Source organism: Stenotrophomonas sp. (genome assembly GCF_031995405.1).
Lineage (GTDB): Bacteria > Pseudomonadota > Gammaproteobacteria > Xanthomonadales > Xanthomonadaceae > Stenotrophomonas.
This window is the reverse complement of record NZ_DAMAGC010000012.1, coordinates 28,360-43,352: the sequence shown is the minus strand read 5'-3', so window position 1 is coordinate 43,352 and position 14,993 is coordinate 28,360. Positions and strand designations below refer to the sequence as shown.

At 65.2% G+C, this 14,993-nt stretch carries 15 protein-coding genes and 1 tRNA gene; 9 read left to right on the top strand and 7 right to left on the bottom strand.

Annotated elements, in window-relative coordinates; all coding sequences use genetic code 11:
• Positions 1-25: 25 nt before the first annotated feature.
• The 3 genes from trmB to thiS form a co-directional block, all read right to left on the bottom strand.
• Positions 26-760 carry a tRNA (guanosine(46)-N7)-methyltransferase TrmB gene (trmB, locus tag RTO53_RS03640; RefSeq protein WP_312236520.1) on the bottom strand — a complete coding sequence of 245 codons (735 nt, stop codon included), beginning with the start codon at positions 758-760 and terminating at the stop codon, positions 26-28.
• Positions 760-1,554: a thiazole synthase gene (locus RTO53_RS03635; RefSeq protein ID WP_312236519.1), complete on the bottom strand. Its 795-nt coding sequence runs from the start codon at positions 1,552-1,554 to the stop codon at positions 760-762. Before RTO53_RS03635 ends, trmB begins: the two co-directional genes overlap by 1 nt.
• Positions 1,555-1,637: 83 nt before the next feature.
• Positions 1,638-1,838, bottom strand: a complete 201-nt coding sequence (gene thiS / locus RTO53_RS03630; RefSeq protein WP_312236518.1) for a sulfur carrier protein ThiS — start codon at positions 1,836-1,838, stop codon at positions 1,638-1,640.
• Positions 1,839-2,068: 230 nt separating this feature from the next.
• On the opposite strand from thiS, the gene RTO53_RS03625 reads away from it, so the two are divergent.
• The gene (locus tag RTO53_RS03625) at positions 2,069-3,868 is read left to right on the top strand and encodes an autotransporter domain-containing protein (RefSeq protein WP_312236531.1); all 1,800 of its coding nucleotides are present in this window, start codon (positions 2,069-2,071) and stop codon (positions 3,866-3,868) included.
• 124 nt (positions 3,869-3,992) lie between these two features.
• Positions 3,993-4,066, top strand: a tRNA-Gly gene (locus RTO53_RS03620).
• A 221-nt stretch (positions 4,067-4,287) separates the two neighbouring features.
• Here the strand turns inward: RTO53_RS03620 and RTO53_RS03615 are convergent.
• A complete protein-coding gene (locus tag RTO53_RS03615; protein WP_312236517.1) occupies positions 4,288-5,001 on the bottom strand; it encodes a hypothetical protein in 714 nt (237 codons plus the stop codon).
• Positions 5,002-5,310: 309 nt separating this feature from the next.
• Here RTO53_RS03615 and rimK point away from each other — a divergent pair, with 309 nt between their 5' ends.
• The 4 genes from rimK to RTO53_RS03595 all read left to right on the top strand — a co-directional run bounded on the left by rimK (position 5,311) and on the right by RTO53_RS03595 (position 8,935).
• Positions 5,311-6,204: a 30S ribosomal protein S6--L-glutamate ligase gene (gene rimK / locus RTO53_RS03610; RefSeq protein ID WP_312236516.1), complete on the top strand. Its 894-nt coding sequence runs from the start codon at positions 5,311-5,313 to the stop codon at positions 6,202-6,204.
• A gap of 244 nt (positions 6,205-6,448) precedes the next feature.
• Positions 6,449-6,919 (top strand): hypothetical protein, encoded by a 471-nt coding sequence (locus RTO53_RS03605; RefSeq protein ID WP_312236515.1) that lies wholly within the window; start codon positions 6,449-6,451, stop codon positions 6,917-6,919.
• 8 nt (positions 6,920-6,927) lie between these two features.
• Entirely contained in the window at positions 6,928-7,605 is a 678-nt protein-coding gene (locus RTO53_RS03600; protein WP_017356179.1) for a response regulator transcription factor, read from the top strand.
• Positions 7,568-8,935: a HAMP domain-containing sensor histidine kinase gene (locus RTO53_RS03595; protein WP_312236514.1), complete on the top strand. Its 1,368-nt coding sequence runs from the start codon at positions 7,568-7,570 to the stop codon at positions 8,933-8,935. Before RTO53_RS03600 ends, RTO53_RS03595 begins: the two co-directional genes overlap by 38 nt.
• 109 nt (positions 8,936-9,044) lie before the next feature.
• Here the strand turns inward: RTO53_RS03595 and coaE are convergent, their stop codons facing one another.
• Genes coaE through RTO53_RS03580 form a run of 3 tightly spaced genes read right to left on the bottom strand, consistent with a single transcriptional unit; the run spans position 9,045 to position 11,815 of the window.
• Positions 9,045-9,674 (bottom strand): dephospho-CoA kinase, encoded by a 630-nt coding sequence (gene coaE / locus RTO53_RS03590; protein WP_312236513.1) that lies wholly within the window; start codon positions 9,672-9,674, stop codon positions 9,045-9,047.
• Between the two features lie 10 nt (positions 9,675-9,684).
• A complete protein-coding gene (locus RTO53_RS03585; protein ID WP_312236512.1) occupies positions 9,685-10,548 on the bottom strand; it encodes an A24 family peptidase in 864 nt (287 codons plus the stop codon).
• A gap of 7 nt (positions 10,549-10,555) precedes the next feature.
• Positions 10,556-11,815, bottom strand: a complete 1,260-nt coding sequence (locus tag RTO53_RS03580; RefSeq protein WP_312236511.1) for a type II secretion system F family protein — start codon at positions 11,813-11,815, stop codon at positions 10,556-10,558.
• 359 nt (positions 11,816-12,174) lie between these two features.
• On the opposite strand from RTO53_RS03580, the gene RTO53_RS03575 reads away from it, so the two are divergent.
• The 3 genes from RTO53_RS03575 to pilB all read left to right on the top strand — a co-directional run bounded on the left by RTO53_RS03575 (position 12,175) and on the right by pilB (position 14,853).
• Complete coding sequence (locus RTO53_RS03575) at positions 12,175-12,588, top strand: pilin (protein WP_312236510.1); 414 nt, start codon at positions 12,175-12,177, stop codon at positions 12,586-12,588.
• Between the two features lie 76 nt (positions 12,589-12,664).
• Positions 12,665-13,072, top strand: a complete 408-nt coding sequence (locus tag RTO53_RS03570; RefSeq protein ID WP_312236509.1) for a pilin — start codon at positions 12,665-12,667, stop codon at positions 13,070-13,072.
• Positions 13,073-13,125: 53 nt separating this feature from the next.
• Positions 13,126-14,853, top strand: coding sequence for a type IV-A pilus assembly ATPase PilB (gene pilB, locus RTO53_RS03565; protein WP_312236508.1), 1,728 nt, complete (start codon positions 13,126-13,128; stop codon positions 14,851-14,853).
• Positions 14,854-14,993: the final 140 nt, after the last annotated feature.

The window sequence follows — 14,993 nt, the reverse complement described above, 5'->3', positions numbered from 1 at the left end:
GGTGGCGCGGTTCCTTGGGGTGGGATCAGGTGCGGTCGTACAGCAGGTCCCACACCCCATGGCCGAGTTTCTGGCCCCGGGTCTCGAAGTGGGTCTGCGGGCGCCACGCGGGGCGTTCCACCTGGCCACGCGGCCCGGCGCGGTTGCTCAGCCCGGCGGTCGCGTCGAGCACGTCCCACATCTGCTCGGCGTAGTCCTCCCAGTCGGTGGCGCAATGCAGGCGGCCACCGACGCACAGCTTGCGCACCAGCAGGTCGGCAAAGCCGGGCTGGATCAGGCGGCGCTTGTTGTGGCGCTTCTTGTGCCACGGATCGGGGAAATAGATGCGCACTTCATCCAGCGCGCCATCGGCGATTTCCTTCTCCAGCACTTCCACCGCATCGTGGTGGTACAGGCGAACGTGGTCGGCATTGTCATCGGCCAGCGCGTTGAGCAGCCGGCCGACGCCGGGCGCGTGGACCTCCAGGCCGATGTAATCGCGGCTCGGGTCCTGCTGGGCGGCGAAACGCAGCGCCGCGCCGTTGCCGAAACCGATCTCCAGCACCTTGTGCGCGTCGCGCCCGAAGGTGGCATCCAGGTCGCGCGGCTCGCCGGTGAAGTCCAGCCCGAAGCGCGGCCAGCGGTCGTCGAACGCGCGCTGCTGGGCCGGGGTGAAGCGGCCCTGGCGCAGCACGAAACTGCGCACCTCACGGCGGCCTTCGGTGATGGTGAAGGGCTTGGGCGGTGCCTTGGCACCGGCGCTGTCGAAGGGATTGGTCATCAGCCGATCAACCCGTCGATCGGCGAAGAGGCACTGGCGTAGCGCTTGCGTGGAATGCGCCCGGCCAGGAACGCCTCGCGCCCCGCTTCGACCGCCTTGCGCATCGCGCTGGCCATCAATACCGGATTGCGTGCGCCGGCGATGGCGGTGTTCATCAGTACGCCGTCGCAGCCCAGTTCCATCGCGATCGCCGCATCCGAGGCGGTGCCCACGCCGGCGTCGACGATGATCGGCACCTTGGCATCTTCGATGATCTGCAGCAGGTTGTACTTGTTCTGGATGCCCAGCCCCGAGCCGATCGGCGCGGCCAGCGGCATCACCGCAACGCAGCCGATCTCCTCCAGGCGCTTGGCCAGGATCGGATCATCGGAGGTGTAGACCATCACCTCGAAGCCATCCTTGACCAGCTGCTCGGCGGCCTTGAGGGTCTGCACCACGTCCGGGTACAGGGTCTTCTGGTCGCCCAGCACTTCCAGCTTGGTCAGGTTGTGCCCGTCCAGCAGTTCGCGGGCCAGGCGGCAGGTGCGCACCGCGTCTTCGGCGGTGTAGCAGCCGGCGGTGTTGGGCAGGATCGTGTAACGGTCCGGCGGCAGCACGTCGAGCAGGTTCGGCTCGCCCGGGTTCTGCCCGATGTTGGTGCGGCGGATCGCCACGGTGACGATCCGGGCCCCGGCGGCATCGGTGGCGATGCGGGTTTCTTCCAGATCCTTGAACTTGCCGGTGCCGGTCAGCAGCCGGGAACTGTAGGTCTTGCCGGCGATCACCAGCGAATCAGTGGGGGCATTTGCATTCATGGGCTGAATTATCGCCTATCGCGCGTCACGATGCTGCGGCCGCATCGACCGCGCAGGCGACGACGCGGCACCGCCGACAAGGCTCAACCGCCGCCCAGCGCATGCACGATTTCCACCACGTCGCCGTCCTGCAGCGGGTGGTCGGCGTGGCGGCTGCGGGTGATGATTTCGCCATTGACCTCCACCGCGACGCGACGCTCGAGCAGGTCTTCGGTCTGCAGCAGGTCCAGGACGGTGGCGCTTTGCGGAAGCTGGCGGGTGTCGCCGTTGAGCACGATGTTCATGTCGCCATTGTCCCTCAACGGCGCCGGACTGCGTACCCTTGCCGACCCGTGGCGGGCGGCGGAGGCTGCTGCGCCAAGGGCCATGTCGCTTCCGGACAAATTCATGCGGCGACGCAGCGTGAATTGGTCCGGGGGCAGTGAAACCATGGCGCCATGCGCCGGCGTACGTCGGTCGTACTCCCACCTTCAAGGAGCTCCACATGTTGCGCAAACGTCCCGCCCTCTCGCTGATGGCCGTTGCCCTCGCCCTGGCCGCCGCACCGGCCATGGCCCAGCAGTCGCCGTATTCCCGCACCGTGTTCATCGGCGACAGCCTGACCGATGCCGGTTACTTCCGTCCGCTGCTGCCCGCATCGGTACAGGCGGTCACCGGTCAGTTCACCACCAACCCGGGCTGGACCTACGCCCAGTACGTGGCCAATTACTACGGCACCAACGGCGCCGCACACGGCAACGGGCAGGGCGGTGACAACTACGCCATAGGTGGCGCCCGCGTCGGCGTGGACACCAGCCAGGTGCTGGCCCCGGGCACCCCGGCCGTGCCGGTGTACTCGCTCAAGACCCAGACCGCGCAGTACCTGGCCGCCAACGGCGGCAAGGCCGACGCCAACGCGCTGTACACCGTGTTCGGCGGCGCCAACGATCTGTTCGCCATCCAGGCCGGCGCGCCGCTGGTGTCGACCCTGACCAATGCGGTGACCGACCAGGTCGGGATCGTCGCCACGCTGAAGGGTGCCGGCGCCGAGTACATCGTGGTCCCGACCATTCCCGACGTCGGCCTGACCCCGGGCGCCCGCGCCGGTGGCGCCGCCGGCATGGCGGCCGGTACCGCGCTGGCCAAGGCCTACAACGACGCCCTGTTCGGTGGCCTGAAGGCCGCCGGCCTGCAGGTGATCCCGGTGGACACCTTCCACGTCCTGCAGGAAATCGTCGCCAACCCGGGCCAGTACGGCTTCGTCAACGTCACCAACCCGGCCTGCACCACGGCCTCGTCGCTGACCTGCAACCCGACCAGCTACGTCACCCCGAACGCAGCCAACAGCTACGTGTTCGCCGATGGCGTGCACCCGACCACCGCCACCCATGAAATGCTGGGCCAGTACACCGTGTCGATCCTGGAAGCCCCGCGCAACCAGCAGATCCTGACCCACTCGGCACAGACCGTCGGCCGTTCGCGCGCCGATCAGGTCAGCTGGCATCTGGGCGGCCGTCCGGCCGACGGCCTGAGCTGGTGGGGCAACCTGCGCGGTGACATGCAGCGCTACGCCCACGCCGACCTGTACGACGGCATGGCCCCGGCGGGCCTGTTCGGTGTCGACTGGGCCCGTGATGGCATGGTGCTCGGCGGCTTCGCCGGCTACGGCCGCATGGACGCCGATTTCGGCAAGAACAAGGGCGACTTCACCCAGTCCGACACCTCGCTGGGCCTGTTCGCCGGCTGGTACGGGGAGCGCGCCTGGGTCAACGCCCAGCTCAGCTACAGCTGGCTGGACTATGACGTGACCCGCAAGGTCCAGCTGGGGCCGGCCACCCGCATCCACGAAGGCTCGCCGGAAGGCAGCAACCTGACCGCAGCGCTGAACGCCGGCTACGAGTTCGGCACCGAGGGCGGCTTCCGCCACGGTCCGGTTGCCGCCGTGATCTGGCAGAAGGTCAAGCTGGACGGCTACACCGAGAGCAACCCGAGCGCCACCGCGCTGGGCTATGCCAACCAGGATGCCGACTCCACCGTGGGCCGCATCGGCTGGCAGGCACGCTTCGATGGCGGCAGCGTCAAGCCGTACGTGCAGGTGACCTACGACCACGAGTTCGAAGACGGCAAGCAGGCCAGCGCGTGGCTGCAGTCGATGCCGGAAGTGGGCATGTACAAGGTGCCGGGCCTGGAGTTCGACAAGGACTACGCCACCGCCGTACTGGGTGCTCGCGTGAACCTGTGGGGCCTGAACAGCAACGTGGGCATCAGCACCACCACGCTGCAGAAGCGCGCCCGCGACGCGACGCTGTTCGCCAGCTTCAGCGGCAGCTTCTGATCCACTTCGCGCAGCACCCCGACCGGGGCGCTGCGCGCGGCGGCGGAAAAGCACCAAGAACGGGCGGCCCAGTGCCGCCCGTTGCCTTTTTACCGTCCCGCCGCATAGACTTGTCCGGCACCACGCGGGTGTAGCTCAATGGTAGAGCTGTAGCTTCCCAAGCTACTGACGAGGGTTCGATTCCCTTCACCCGCTCCATGTTCCGACACATGGACGGGAATGCAGCGCTCCGCAGCCGCCGGACCGCGCCGCGATTGCCCCGATCAGGCGCCTGTTAATTCTCTCCGCTTCATACCCCATCCGCTGGAATCGACAGCGACGTGCTTCGGTTGCCGGATCGACGTGGCCGACGATGCACAGGAAGCTTCCGAGCGTGCTGCAATGTTGGCGTGCGCAGGGTCGCCGGCACGGGCGAGCCCCTATTCGTCGATGACCTCGAAGGCAAATGGATTGTCCGGATCGGGAAAGCGCAACAGATAGCGCGCAATGCGTGTCCTGCCGTCCGGCAGCAGGTAGTCCACTTGCAGGCCCAGCGGACTGTCCTCCAGTCCGGGTCCCAGGTAGGTGTTGCTCGGATAGCTGAAGCGGTGCTGCGGCGCCTCGCGAATGGCTGCGCACGTGCCAAACAGCGGGGGCAGGATGTACAGGCGTTCCGTATGCAGCAACAGCACGGTGGTGTACCGATCGCCCTTGCCACTGCTGACGTAGCGCATATCCAGACACACCGAGGTGCCGTGCTGCCACGCCGTGACGTCCTCCAGGTTTTCCGGGCGAATGGACGTGCCGGTGCGCCATTCCCGCGGTGCGAGGTCGACGGCGCCGCTCAGTGGCCAGCGCCGCGCGCCCACCGACACCGCCTTGCCATCGAAGACAACGTCGGGACTCCCAGTCGCTGGCGTCTCCGCCAGGCTGCCTGGCACGGTCCACAGCGCGTCCTGATGGCGCTGCAGCGCCCGCATCATCGAGGTGGTCCACAGGCAGTGTCGCGGCGAGTCGGTGCAAGGCATGCCCAGTGCGATTCCCGGTCCCTGGAACAGGTTGCCGCCCAACGAACGATAGAAATCGCCGTAGTCGGTGAACGGCACGGGCGCAGCACGGATCGTGCCCGACAGGAGAACCGTCAGCAGTGCCACGACAGCAAGCGGTCCGGATTTCATTGGCATGCCTCTGCGGAGGTCGCGGTGGTGTCGCGGCTCGGCCGTCGTTGGCCGGGCGTCGAGAGTATCGGTTCAACCGGTGCAGCGAAACATCGTTCCGCCCAGGCAGCTGCAAATACAGCGCATGGCGGGCGCCGGCATGCTGGCGGCGGCACTCGCCCACGGGTCTGGCCGCGCGGCCTGTGCGCCTGAAACCACCGCTGCGCTGCGCGTCGCGCGATCCTCATCGCGGCGTACCCGGCGCAGGCTATGCTTCGCGTTTTCCGGCCCCGTGCGCCCACCGCGATGAAACTCGCCATCCTGTCCCGCAACAGCAAGCTGTACTCCACGCGCCGGCTGGTGGAGGCCGCCCGCGCGCGCGGCCACACCGTGCGCGTACTCGATCCGCTGCGCTGCTACATGCGCATCGCCGCGGACGGATTCACCATGCATTACAAGGGTCGGCCGATCACCGGCGTGGATGCGGTGATCCCGCGTATCGGTGCCTCGGTGACCCGCTATGGCACCGCCGTCCTGCGCCAGTTCGAAATGATGGGCGCTCGCACGCCCAACCCGTCCGATGCGATCCTGCGCGCCCGCGACAAGCTGCGCGCGCACCAGATCCTGGCCTCCAAGGGCATCGACATGCCGGTGACGGTATTCGGCGACAACCCCGACGACACGGTGGACCTGCTGTCGATGCTGGGGCCGCCGCCGCACGTGGTGAAGCTCAACGAGGGCACCCAGGGGCGTGGCGTGATCCTGACCGAAAAGGCCAGTGCCTCCCGGGGCATCGTCGAAGCCCTGCGCGGGCTGTACGCCAACTTCCTGATGCAGGAGTTCATCGGCGAGGCCCAGGGGGCCGACCTGCGTTGCCTGGTTGTCGGCGACCAGGTGGTCGGGGCGATGCAGCGCCAGGCCCCGGACGGTGATTTCCGCTCCAACCTGCATGCCGGTGGCAGTGCCCGGCCGGCCAAGGCCAGCCGGGCCGAGCAGCTGGTGGCGGTGCGCTCGGCCAAGGCACTGGGCCTGAGCGTGGCCGGGGTGGACCTGATCCGCTCCAGCCGTGGCCCGCTGGTACTGGAGGTCAACTCCACCCCGGGGCTGGAGGGTATCGAGGCGATCTGTCAGGCGGATCTGGCCGGTCGCATCATCGAGCATGTCACCCGGATGAAAAAGCCTTCGATTTCAAAGGCTTGAGAATAGTCGCCACGGCGCGCCGCGGCGCTTAACGAGGCTTTAATCGGACCCGGCGTAGCCTTCATCGAACCGCAGCTCTGCCCTCCTCAGCAGGATCGGTAATCGGGAAACACTTTCAGGCCCAGGCGGTTTCCGCCTGGGCCTTTTTATCGGCCTTCTGGGCCCTGCCATTGCTCACTTGCTGAGATAAAGCCGACAGCGATACAGTCGGCGCTTCGTTCAGGCTGACTAAGGATTGGTTGCAATGAAATGCACGAAGCTCGCCGGTGTCGCATCGTTCCTGCTGTTTGCTGCCGGGGCTCTACAGGCGGCGCCCAAGGCGGACCTCTTCCCCGACGGCAAGCCGTTGGCTGAACAGATCCAGCAGATCGACACCGACTTGAACGATGGCAAGACCTACTCGGAAATCAAGGCCGATGATCGGACCCGGGTCCGCGAAGCCTTGGGGCGTATGCGTTCAACCCTCGAACGCTACCCGGGCCAGGCGACGCTCCCGGCCCAGGCGGCGACCGAGGTGTTCAACGACCAGCAGCTGGTAAACACGGTTTTGACACGGGCGCGCGAAGATAGCCGTCTAATATGTCGGCGTGAGAAGGCAACGGGGTCGAACTTTGCGACCACCCAATGCATGACCGTCGCCCAACGCGAGCGTATCAAGGCAGATGCGCAAAGGAACATGGATCAGCACCAGCGCGTGGGCAATTATTCCAACTAGAGGTCACAGTGCGAATTCTTGTAATTGAAGACAACAGCGACATCGCCGCCAACCTGGGCGATTACCTTGAAGACCGCGGGCATACCGTGGACTTCGCCGCCGACGGCGTGACTGGCCTGCACCTTGCCGTGGTGCACGAATTCGATGCGATCGTTCTGGATCTCAACCTGCCGGGCATGGACGGTATCGAAGTCTGCCGCAAGCTTCGCAACGAAGCGCGCAAGCAGACCCCGGTGCTGATGCTCACTGCACGTGATTCGCTGGACAACAAGCTGGCCGGGTTCGACTCCGGTGCCGACGATTACCTGATCAAGCCGTTCGCGCTGCAGGAAGTGGAAGTGCGGTTGAACGCGCTGTCGCGTCGTGGCAAGGGCGTGCAGACCCGCGTGCTGGAAACCGGTGATCTGGAATACAACCTGGATACGCTGGAAGTTCGTCGCCAGGGCAAGCTGCTGCAGCTCAACCCGACCGCGCTGAAAATCCTGCAGGCGCTGATGGAGGCCGCCCCGGCGGTGGTGACCCGTCAGGAGCTGGAAACCCGCGTGTGGGGCGAGGAGCTGCCGGATTCGGACTCGTTGCGCGTGCACATCCACGGCCTGCGCGCGGTGGTGGACAAGCCGTTCGAAGTGCCGTTGATCCAGACCCGCCATGGCATCGGATACCGCATCGCCGCGCCGGAAGCCTGATCCGGTGACCGGGAAGGGGGAGCGTCGCCGCGCGCCATATCGGCGCCGGTTGCGCAGCCGCATCATCGTCTCGTTCGTGCTGTTGGGCTTCTGCCTGACGGCACTGTTCGCCTTTGCCACCAACTGGGCGCGCGCGCGCGTGGAAAACCAGCTGGTCGAAGACGTGATGAACCGCAATATCGACGAGTACGCGCATCGCTACTCGGCCGATCCCTCGCGCAATCCCGACCTGCCGGTGCAGCAGATGCGGGCGCGGATCGTCCGGCCGGACAAGTTCGACGCCCTGCGTACCGAAGAGCCGGACTGGTATGACTTCCGCGATGGCATCCACAGCCTGGGCGGGGTGGATGAGCGCGGCAACGCGTTCTCCTACAAGCTGGCCGTGCGCAAGACACCCGAGGCCTGGTTCTTCCTCGCCTACGACATGACCGAAAGCATCCGCGGCGAAGCGCAGCTCAAACGCGCCTTGCTGGTGTCGGTACTGGTGTTCAGCCTGCTGTCGCTGGTATTGGGCTGGTGGTCGGCCTCCAAGGTGATGAAGCCGGTGTCCGATCTTGCCGCGCGCCTGCGGGCTTACCGGGGCGGCACCAGCGAGCCGGAGCCACTGGCCCCGCGCTTCCCCGACGACGAGGTGGGCCAGCTGGCCCAGGCCCTCGACGACTATTCCTCGCGATTGACCGAAGTGGTCCAGCGCGACCGTGAGTTCAACGCCGACGTCAGCCATGAGCTGCGCACGCCGCTGGCGGTGATCCGCGGCGCGACCGAGCTGCTGCTGGCGCGCCCCGGGCTGGATGAAAAGGTGCTGCAGCGGCTGCAGCGCATCCAGCGTGCCGAACAGCAATGTACCGACCTGATCGGCTCGCTGCTGTTGCTGTCGCGCAATGAGCGCGGGCAGGGCAGCAGCAACGTGGCGCGGGTGGCCGAGCAACTGCTTGACGCGCACCGCGCCCAGCTCGGCGGCAAGCCGTTGGAGCTGGTGCTGGAGGGCGACCGCGAGCTGGTCATCGACGCGCCCGAGTCGGCGCTGTCGGTCGCCCTGGGCAACCTGATCGGCAACGCGGTGAAGTACTCGCAGGAAGGCTCGGTGCGCGTGGTCGTCACCGGCAACCACGTGGATGTGATCGACAGCGGCCCGGGGTTGAGCGCGGAGGATGCGGCCAAGCTGTTCCAGCGCGGCTATCGCGGCACGCATGCCGGGCACTCGCAAGGTGGCGGCATCGGCTTGTCGATCGTCAGCCGGTTATGCGATCTGTATGGCTGGCAGGTCAGTGTGCGCCCGGGCGTGGATCGGGGTGTGGTGGCGACGTTGACGTTCTCGCCGGCGGTCTGATCGTCGCCTGCGCTCGCCGGCGCTGTAATTGCCACGTCCGGTAGAGCCACCCCATGGGTGGCTGTGCGGAGTGTCGGTATACCCAAAAGCAGCCACCCCTGGGGTGGCTCTACCGGTGGTTGGCGACCTTCTTGGCGGCCAGTTGCCGATACAGCCGATCCAGCGCCTCCACCTTGGCCTGCAGGTGCTCAGGTTGCCCGTCATTGACCACCACGTCATCGGCCAGCGCCAGGCGCGCCTCGCGGCTGGCCTGGGCGGCGATCATGCGGTCGGCCAGTTCGGCGGTGATGCCGTCGCGCTGCAGCAGGCGTGCGTGCTGCACGGCTACCGGCACATCGACCACCAGGATGCGGTCCAGCCATGGGTATTGCTGGCGGCCGCCGGCTTCGGTCAGCAGGGGGATGGCAGCGATTGCATAGGGGCCGCCCGCCCGCTCGCAGGTGTCGCGCAGCAACTGGCGGATGGCCGGGTGGGTGATCGCTTCCAGTGCCTGGCGATCCTCCGAGGAAGCGAAGATGCGTTCGCGCAGGCTGGCCCGGTCCAGTTGTCCGTCGGCCAGCAGGATGCCCGGGCCAAAGTGCGCCGCAATGCGGGACAGGCCTTCGCTGCCGGGGGCGACCACCGCGCGGGCGGCCACGTCGGCGTCGGCCACGGTGACACCCATGGCCTCGAAGCGGCGACTCAGTTCGCTTTTGCCGGCGGCGATACCGCCGGTCAAGCCGATGACGTAATCAGACATCGGCCGGCCCTCAGCGTAGGCCGGCGAAGCCCATATAGGCGTTGATCAGCGGCTCGCCCCACATGAACACGATCCAGCCGGCAATCGCCAGGTAGGGGCCGAACGGGATCGGGGTGGCACGGTCGCGGCCGCGCGAGTACAGCCAGATCGAGCCGATGATCGCGCCCACGATCGAGGACAGCAGGATGATCGGCAGAATGCCCTTCAGCCCGCACCAGGCGCCGAGCGCGGCCAGCAGCTTGAAATCGCCGTGGCCCATGCCTTCCTTGCCGGTGATCTGCTTGAACAGCCACCACACCGACCAGAGCGACAGGTAACCGGCCAGCGCACCCAGCAGGGCCGGTTTTGCGGGCATGTACAGGTTGTCGCTGGCTGCGATCAGGCCCAGCCACATCAGCGGCAGGGTCAACTGGTCCGGCAGGAGTTGGGTGCGCAGGTCGATCCCGGACAAGGCAACCAGGAAGCAGCTCAGCACGATCGCACCGAAGCCCTGCCAGCCGAAGCCGAACTGCCAGACGCTGGCCAGCACCAGCAGGGCGGTGACCAGTTCCACCAGCGGGTACTGAATCGAGATCGGGGCATGGCAATGCCGGCACTTGCCGCGCAGGACCAGCCAGCTGAACAGCGGAATGTTCTCGAACCAGGCCAGCTTGTGCTTGCAGTGCGGGCAGTGCGACGGCTCCACCACGATCCCCGGCGGCGGCGGCTCGTAGATATCCGGCTCTTCGAGTACTTCGCGGGCGTCGCGCTTCCACTGCCAGTCCAACCGCTTGGGCAGGCGCAGGATGACTACGTTGAGGAAGCTGCCCAGGAGCAGTCCCAGACCGGCCGCGGCGGGATAGCCGAGACCGGGATGCTGGTCGAGAAATGCCATTGCTTGTTTATCCAACCACCGAGGCGAGCTTGAAGATGGGCAGGTACATACCGATCACCATGCCACCGACGATGGTACCAATAACCACCATGACAATCGGCTCGAGCAGGCTGCTCAGGGCATCGACGGCATTGTTGACTTCCTGTTCGAAGTACTCCGCCACCTTGAACAGCATGGCGTCCAATGCACCGGCCTCTTCGCCGATGGCGGTCATCTGGATCACCATGTGCGGGAACAGGTGAGTCTGCTTCATTGACATGTTGACCGGGTAGCCGACCGAGACGTCATCGCGCATGCGCAGCACGGCTTCTTCATACACCTTGTTGCCCGTTGCGCCAGCGACGATGCTCAGCGCTTCCACCAGCGGGACACCGGCCTTGAAGGTCACCGCCGTGGTCCGCGCGAACCGGGCGATGGCGCTGTTGTGCATCAGCTGGCCGATCACCGGCACCTTCAGGATCAGGCGATCCAGGGTGTGCTGCATGGAGGGCGAACGTTTGTAGGCGGCGATGAAGCCGAAAACCGAGCCGACGATCGCGATCAGGATCAGTAACCACCACGACACCATGAACCTGGACAGGTTCACGATCATCTGGGTGAAGGCGGGCAGGTCGGCGCCGAAGCCCTTGAACACGTCCTCGAACTGGGGCACCACCCAGACCAATAGGATGCCGCTCACCAGCAGTGCGACGGCCAACACCATGATCGGATAGAACAGCGCCTTCTTGATCTTGCCCTTCAGGGCTTCGATGTTCTCTTTGTAATTGGCGACCGTTTCCAGCACGGTCTCCAGCACACCGGCACCTTCACCGGCCCTGACCAGGTTGCGATAGAGCTCGTCGAACTGCACCGGGTGCCGACTGATCGCCTCATAGAGTGAGGAGCCGCCCTCGATGTCGGTGCGGATACTGTCGACCATCTTTTTCATGCGCGGGTTCTTGTGCCCACTGGCGATGATGTCCAGCGAACCCACGATAGGGACACCGGACTTCATCATGGTCGCCATCTGGCGACTGAAGAAAGCAATGTCCTTGGCGCTGATCTTGCTGCCGGCCGCTCCGAACAACGGCTTCGGCTTCGGCTTGACCACCGTAGGCGTGATGCCCTGGCGGCGCAGCTCGGCGCGCAGCAGGTTCATGTTCTTGGCGGGCTGCTCGCCCTTCATCTTGACGCCCCGCTTGTCGGTCCCCTCCCAGACAAACGGCTTCAACTCCATGGTGCTACGCGCCACGGGCTCTTTCTTGACGGCACTACGGCTGACAGACATACAGGGCTCCCCAGCCACGCCATCCCCAGGCGGGCTATCTCGCCGCATGGTAGCCGGTTCCGCGCCCGGTTGGCATCCTTTTCCCGGGGCGGAGCGTGACCAGGATCCGGGACCCCCTTCGTCACAAGGTGACGCAGTACGTCACATTGCAGGGTCGGTCGCAGATTTCTGTGAGGGGGGTTCCAATCCGGAATATTGGTGCCATCATTGCGCCGGGGAATGCTGGGGAGCATTGCTGATGAAGTTGGCACGCAACCTGCTTTGATCCACCCGCACGGGCGCTCGCCTTGCTCAGCCGGTACACCGGCCAGGCCGCGACCCAGTGTTCATTTTTCTACCTACCTCTAGGGGATGTACTCATGAAGAAGCAGCAGGGCTTTACCCTCATCGAACTGATGATCGTCGTGGCGATCATCGCCATCCTGGCCGCCATCGCACTGCCGATGTACCAGGACTACGTGGCCAAGTCGCAGACCGCTGCCGGTCTGGCTGAAGTCACCGGTGGCAAGACCGCCGCAGAAGTCGCACTCAACGAAGGCAAGGATTTTGCCGCCGCCGTTGATATCGGCCTGAAGGTCTCGACCCGTTGCCCGACCGTGACCGTCTCGGGCGTGGCGTCGACCGGCGTTGCCTCGATCGCCTGCACCCTGGCCGGCAATTCGCAGGTCAAGGGTAAGTCCATCACCCTGACCCGCGCTGCTGCCGACGGCACCTGGACCTGCGCAACCACCGTTGCCGCCAAGTACGCGCCGACCGGTTGCACGGGCGTCTAATTGATGCCTTGAGTAGCCAGGAAGCCCCGCAATTGCGGGGCTTCTTGTTACTAGGCCGTGCGAAGGGGGACGCACAATGGCAAGAGATTCTGGTTTTACGTTGATTGAGTTGATGATTGTGGTCGCCATTTTGGCGATTCTGGCCGCCGTGTCTTGGCCGCTGTATCAGGTCTACATCGCAAAGGCGTATGTAGCAGCCGCACTTTCCGATATCCGTCCAGGCAAGACCACGCTGGAGTCGATAGCGCAGGAAAGCAAAGATCCCAGTCTGGTGACTGCTGCGTACATCGGCGTGGTACCTACCGCACGATGTTCCGCCGTGGCTGCAGGACTGGCGGCGGATGGCGTCGGCAGCATTACCTGCAAGGTAGCGGGAAGCAGTACGGTCAGCGGCAAGGACTTGGTGCTCCGCCGTGGTACGGACGGGACCTGGACATGTGATGGGAGTGCCTTCGACGCACGTTACCGTCCCTCAGGGTGCTAGTACCCAGCCCCAACGCTGCCCATAATGCAGCTTCGTACTGAAGGATCCTGCCCATGAACGCAGTAGTCACCGCCAACCTTGTCGGGATCACCGGCATCGCCCGCCGCCTGGTCCAGGACGGCGCGCTGGACGAGGCTACTGCCCGCGACGCGATGGCCAAGGCCAGCGCCGCCAAGCAGCCGCTGCCGCAGTGGTTTGCCGAGAAGAAGCTGGTCACCGCCGCGCAGTTGGCCGCGGCCAATGCGCTGGAATTCGGCATGCCGCTGCTGGATGTCTCGGTGTTCGAGAGCAGCCACAGCGCGATCAGCCTGGTCAGCGAGGAACTGCTGCGCAAGCACCACGTGCTGCCGTTGTTCAAGCGTGGCGGCAAGCTGTTCATCGGGACCAGCGATCCGACCCATTCGCTGGACGAAATCAAGTTCCACACCAACCTCGTGGTCGAGCCGATCCTGGTTGATGAGGAGCAGATCAAGCGCACCCTGGAGCAGTGGCAGTCCAAACACGACACCCTCGGCGGCAGCCTGGGAGGTGATGACGAGGGCATGGGCGACCTGGACGTCTCCGGCGGCGACGAGGAGGGCGGTTCGGGCGACACTGGCCACGACGCCAAGGGCGATGACACTCCGGTGGTGAAGTTCGTCAACAAGGTGCTGGTCGATGCGATCCGCAAGGGCGCATCCGACATCCATTTCGAGCCGTACGAAGACGATTACCGGGTCCGTTTCCGCATCGACGGTCTGCTCAAGAACGTGGCCAAGGCCCCGGTCAAGCTCAACCAGCGCATCGCCGCGCGACTGAAAGTGATGTCGCAGCTGGATATCGCCGAAAAGCGCGTGCCGCAGGATGGGCGCATCAAGCTCAACCTGTCCAAGACCAAGCAGATCGACTTCCGCGTCAGCACGCTGCCGACGCTGTTCGGTGAAAAGATCGTGCTGCGTATCCTCGATGGTAGCGCGGCCAAGCTGGGTATCGACAAGTTGGGTTATGAGGAAAAACAGCAGAAGCTGTTCCTGGATGCCATCCACAAGCCCTACGGCATGGTGCTGGTGACCGGTCCGACCGGCTCGGGCAAGACGGTGTCGCTGTATACCGCGCTGGGCATCCTCAACGATGAAACGCGCAATATCTCCACGGCCGAGGATCCGGTGGAAATCCGCCTGCCCGGCGTCAACCAAGTGCAGCAGAACGTCAAACGCGGCATGACCTTCGCCGCGGCGCTGCGTTCGTTCCTGCGCCAGGATCCGGACATCATCATGGTCGGCGAAATCCGCGACCTGGAAACGGCCGAGATCGCGATCAAGGCCGCCCAGACCGGTCACATGGTGCTCTCCACGCTACATACCAATGACGCGCCGCAGACCATCGCACGTCTGATGAACATGGGTATCGCGCCGTTCAACATCACCAGTTCGGTGACGTTGGTGATTGCCCAGCGCCTGGCGCGCCGGCTGTGCAACAACTGCAAGCGGCCGATCACCTTGCCGACCAACGCGTTGCTGGCCGAAGGCTTCACCCAGGCACAGGTCGATGCCGGCATCACCCTGTACGAGGCGGTCGGCTGCGAAGAGTGCACCGAGGGGTACAAGGGCCGCACCGGTATCTACCAGGTGATGCCGATGAGCGAGGAGATTTCGGTGATCGTGCTGGCCGGCGGCAACGCCATCCAGATCGCCGAGGCCGCGCAACGGGCCGGGGTGAATGATCTGCGCCAGTCGGCGCTGGTGAAGGCGGCGGCGGGTACGACCAGCCTGGCTGAGATCAATCGGGTTACCAAGGATTGATGGGTTGGTTTGGTTGAACGGAAAAGGCCCGCGGATGCGGGCCTTTTCATTTTTCGGGTCGTTGATCGATCTCGGCCGGTAGAGCCTGGCCATGCCTGGCTGTCGCGAAGTGTCCGCTATGCCGTTTTTCTGTCTCAAGA

What these genes read in the sequence shown, in the direction of transcription:
- trmB (WP_312236520.1), bottom strand. Translation starts at nt 760, where the DNA reads ATGACCAATCCCTTCGACAGCGCCGGTGCCAAGGCACCGCCCAAGCCC.
- RTO53_RS03635 (WP_312236519.1), bottom strand. Translation starts at nt 1,554, where the DNA reads ATGAATGCAAATGCCCCCACTGATTCGCTGGTGATCGCCGGCAAGACC.
- thiS (WP_312236518.1), bottom strand. Translation starts at nt 1,838, where the DNA reads ATGAACATCGTGCTCAACGGCGACACCCGCCAGCTTCCGCAAAGCGCC.
- RTO53_RS03625 (WP_312236531.1), top strand. Translation starts at nt 2,069, where the DNA reads ATGGCCGTTGCCCTCGCCCTGGCCGCCGCACCGGCCATGGCCCAGCAG.
- rimK (WP_312236516.1), top strand. Translation starts at nt 5,311, where the DNA reads ATGAAACTCGCCATCCTGTCCCGCAACAGCAAGCTGTACTCCACGCGC.
- RTO53_RS03605 (WP_312236515.1), top strand. Translation starts at nt 6,449, where the DNA reads ATGAAATGCACGAAGCTCGCCGGTGTCGCATCGTTCCTGCTGTTTGCT.
- RTO53_RS03595 (WP_312236514.1), top strand. Translation starts at nt 7,568, where the DNA reads ATGGCATCGGATACCGCATCGCCGCGCCGGAAGCCTGATCCGGTGACC.
- coaE (WP_312236513.1), bottom strand. Translation starts at nt 9,674, where the DNA reads ATGTCTGATTACGTCATCGGCTTGACCGGCGGTATCGCCGCCGGCAAA.
- RTO53_RS03585 (WP_312236512.1), bottom strand. Translation starts at nt 10,548, where the DNA reads ATGGCATTTCTCGACCAGCATCCCGGTCTCGGCTATCCCGCCGCGGCC.
- RTO53_RS03580 (WP_312236511.1), bottom strand. Translation starts at nt 11,815, where the DNA reads ATGTCTGTCAGCCGTAGTGCCGTCAAGAAAGAGCCCGTGGCGCGTAGC.
- RTO53_RS03575 (WP_312236510.1), top strand. Translation starts at nt 12,175, where the DNA reads ATGAAGAAGCAGCAGGGCTTTACCCTCATCGAACTGATGATCGTCGTG.
- RTO53_RS03570 (WP_312236509.1), top strand. Translation starts at nt 12,665, where the DNA reads ATGGCAAGAGATTCTGGTTTTACGTTGATTGAGTTGATGATTGTGGTC.
- pilB (WP_312236508.1), top strand. Translation starts at nt 13,126, where the DNA reads ATGAACGCAGTAGTCACCGCCAACCTTGTCGGGATCACCGGCATCGCC.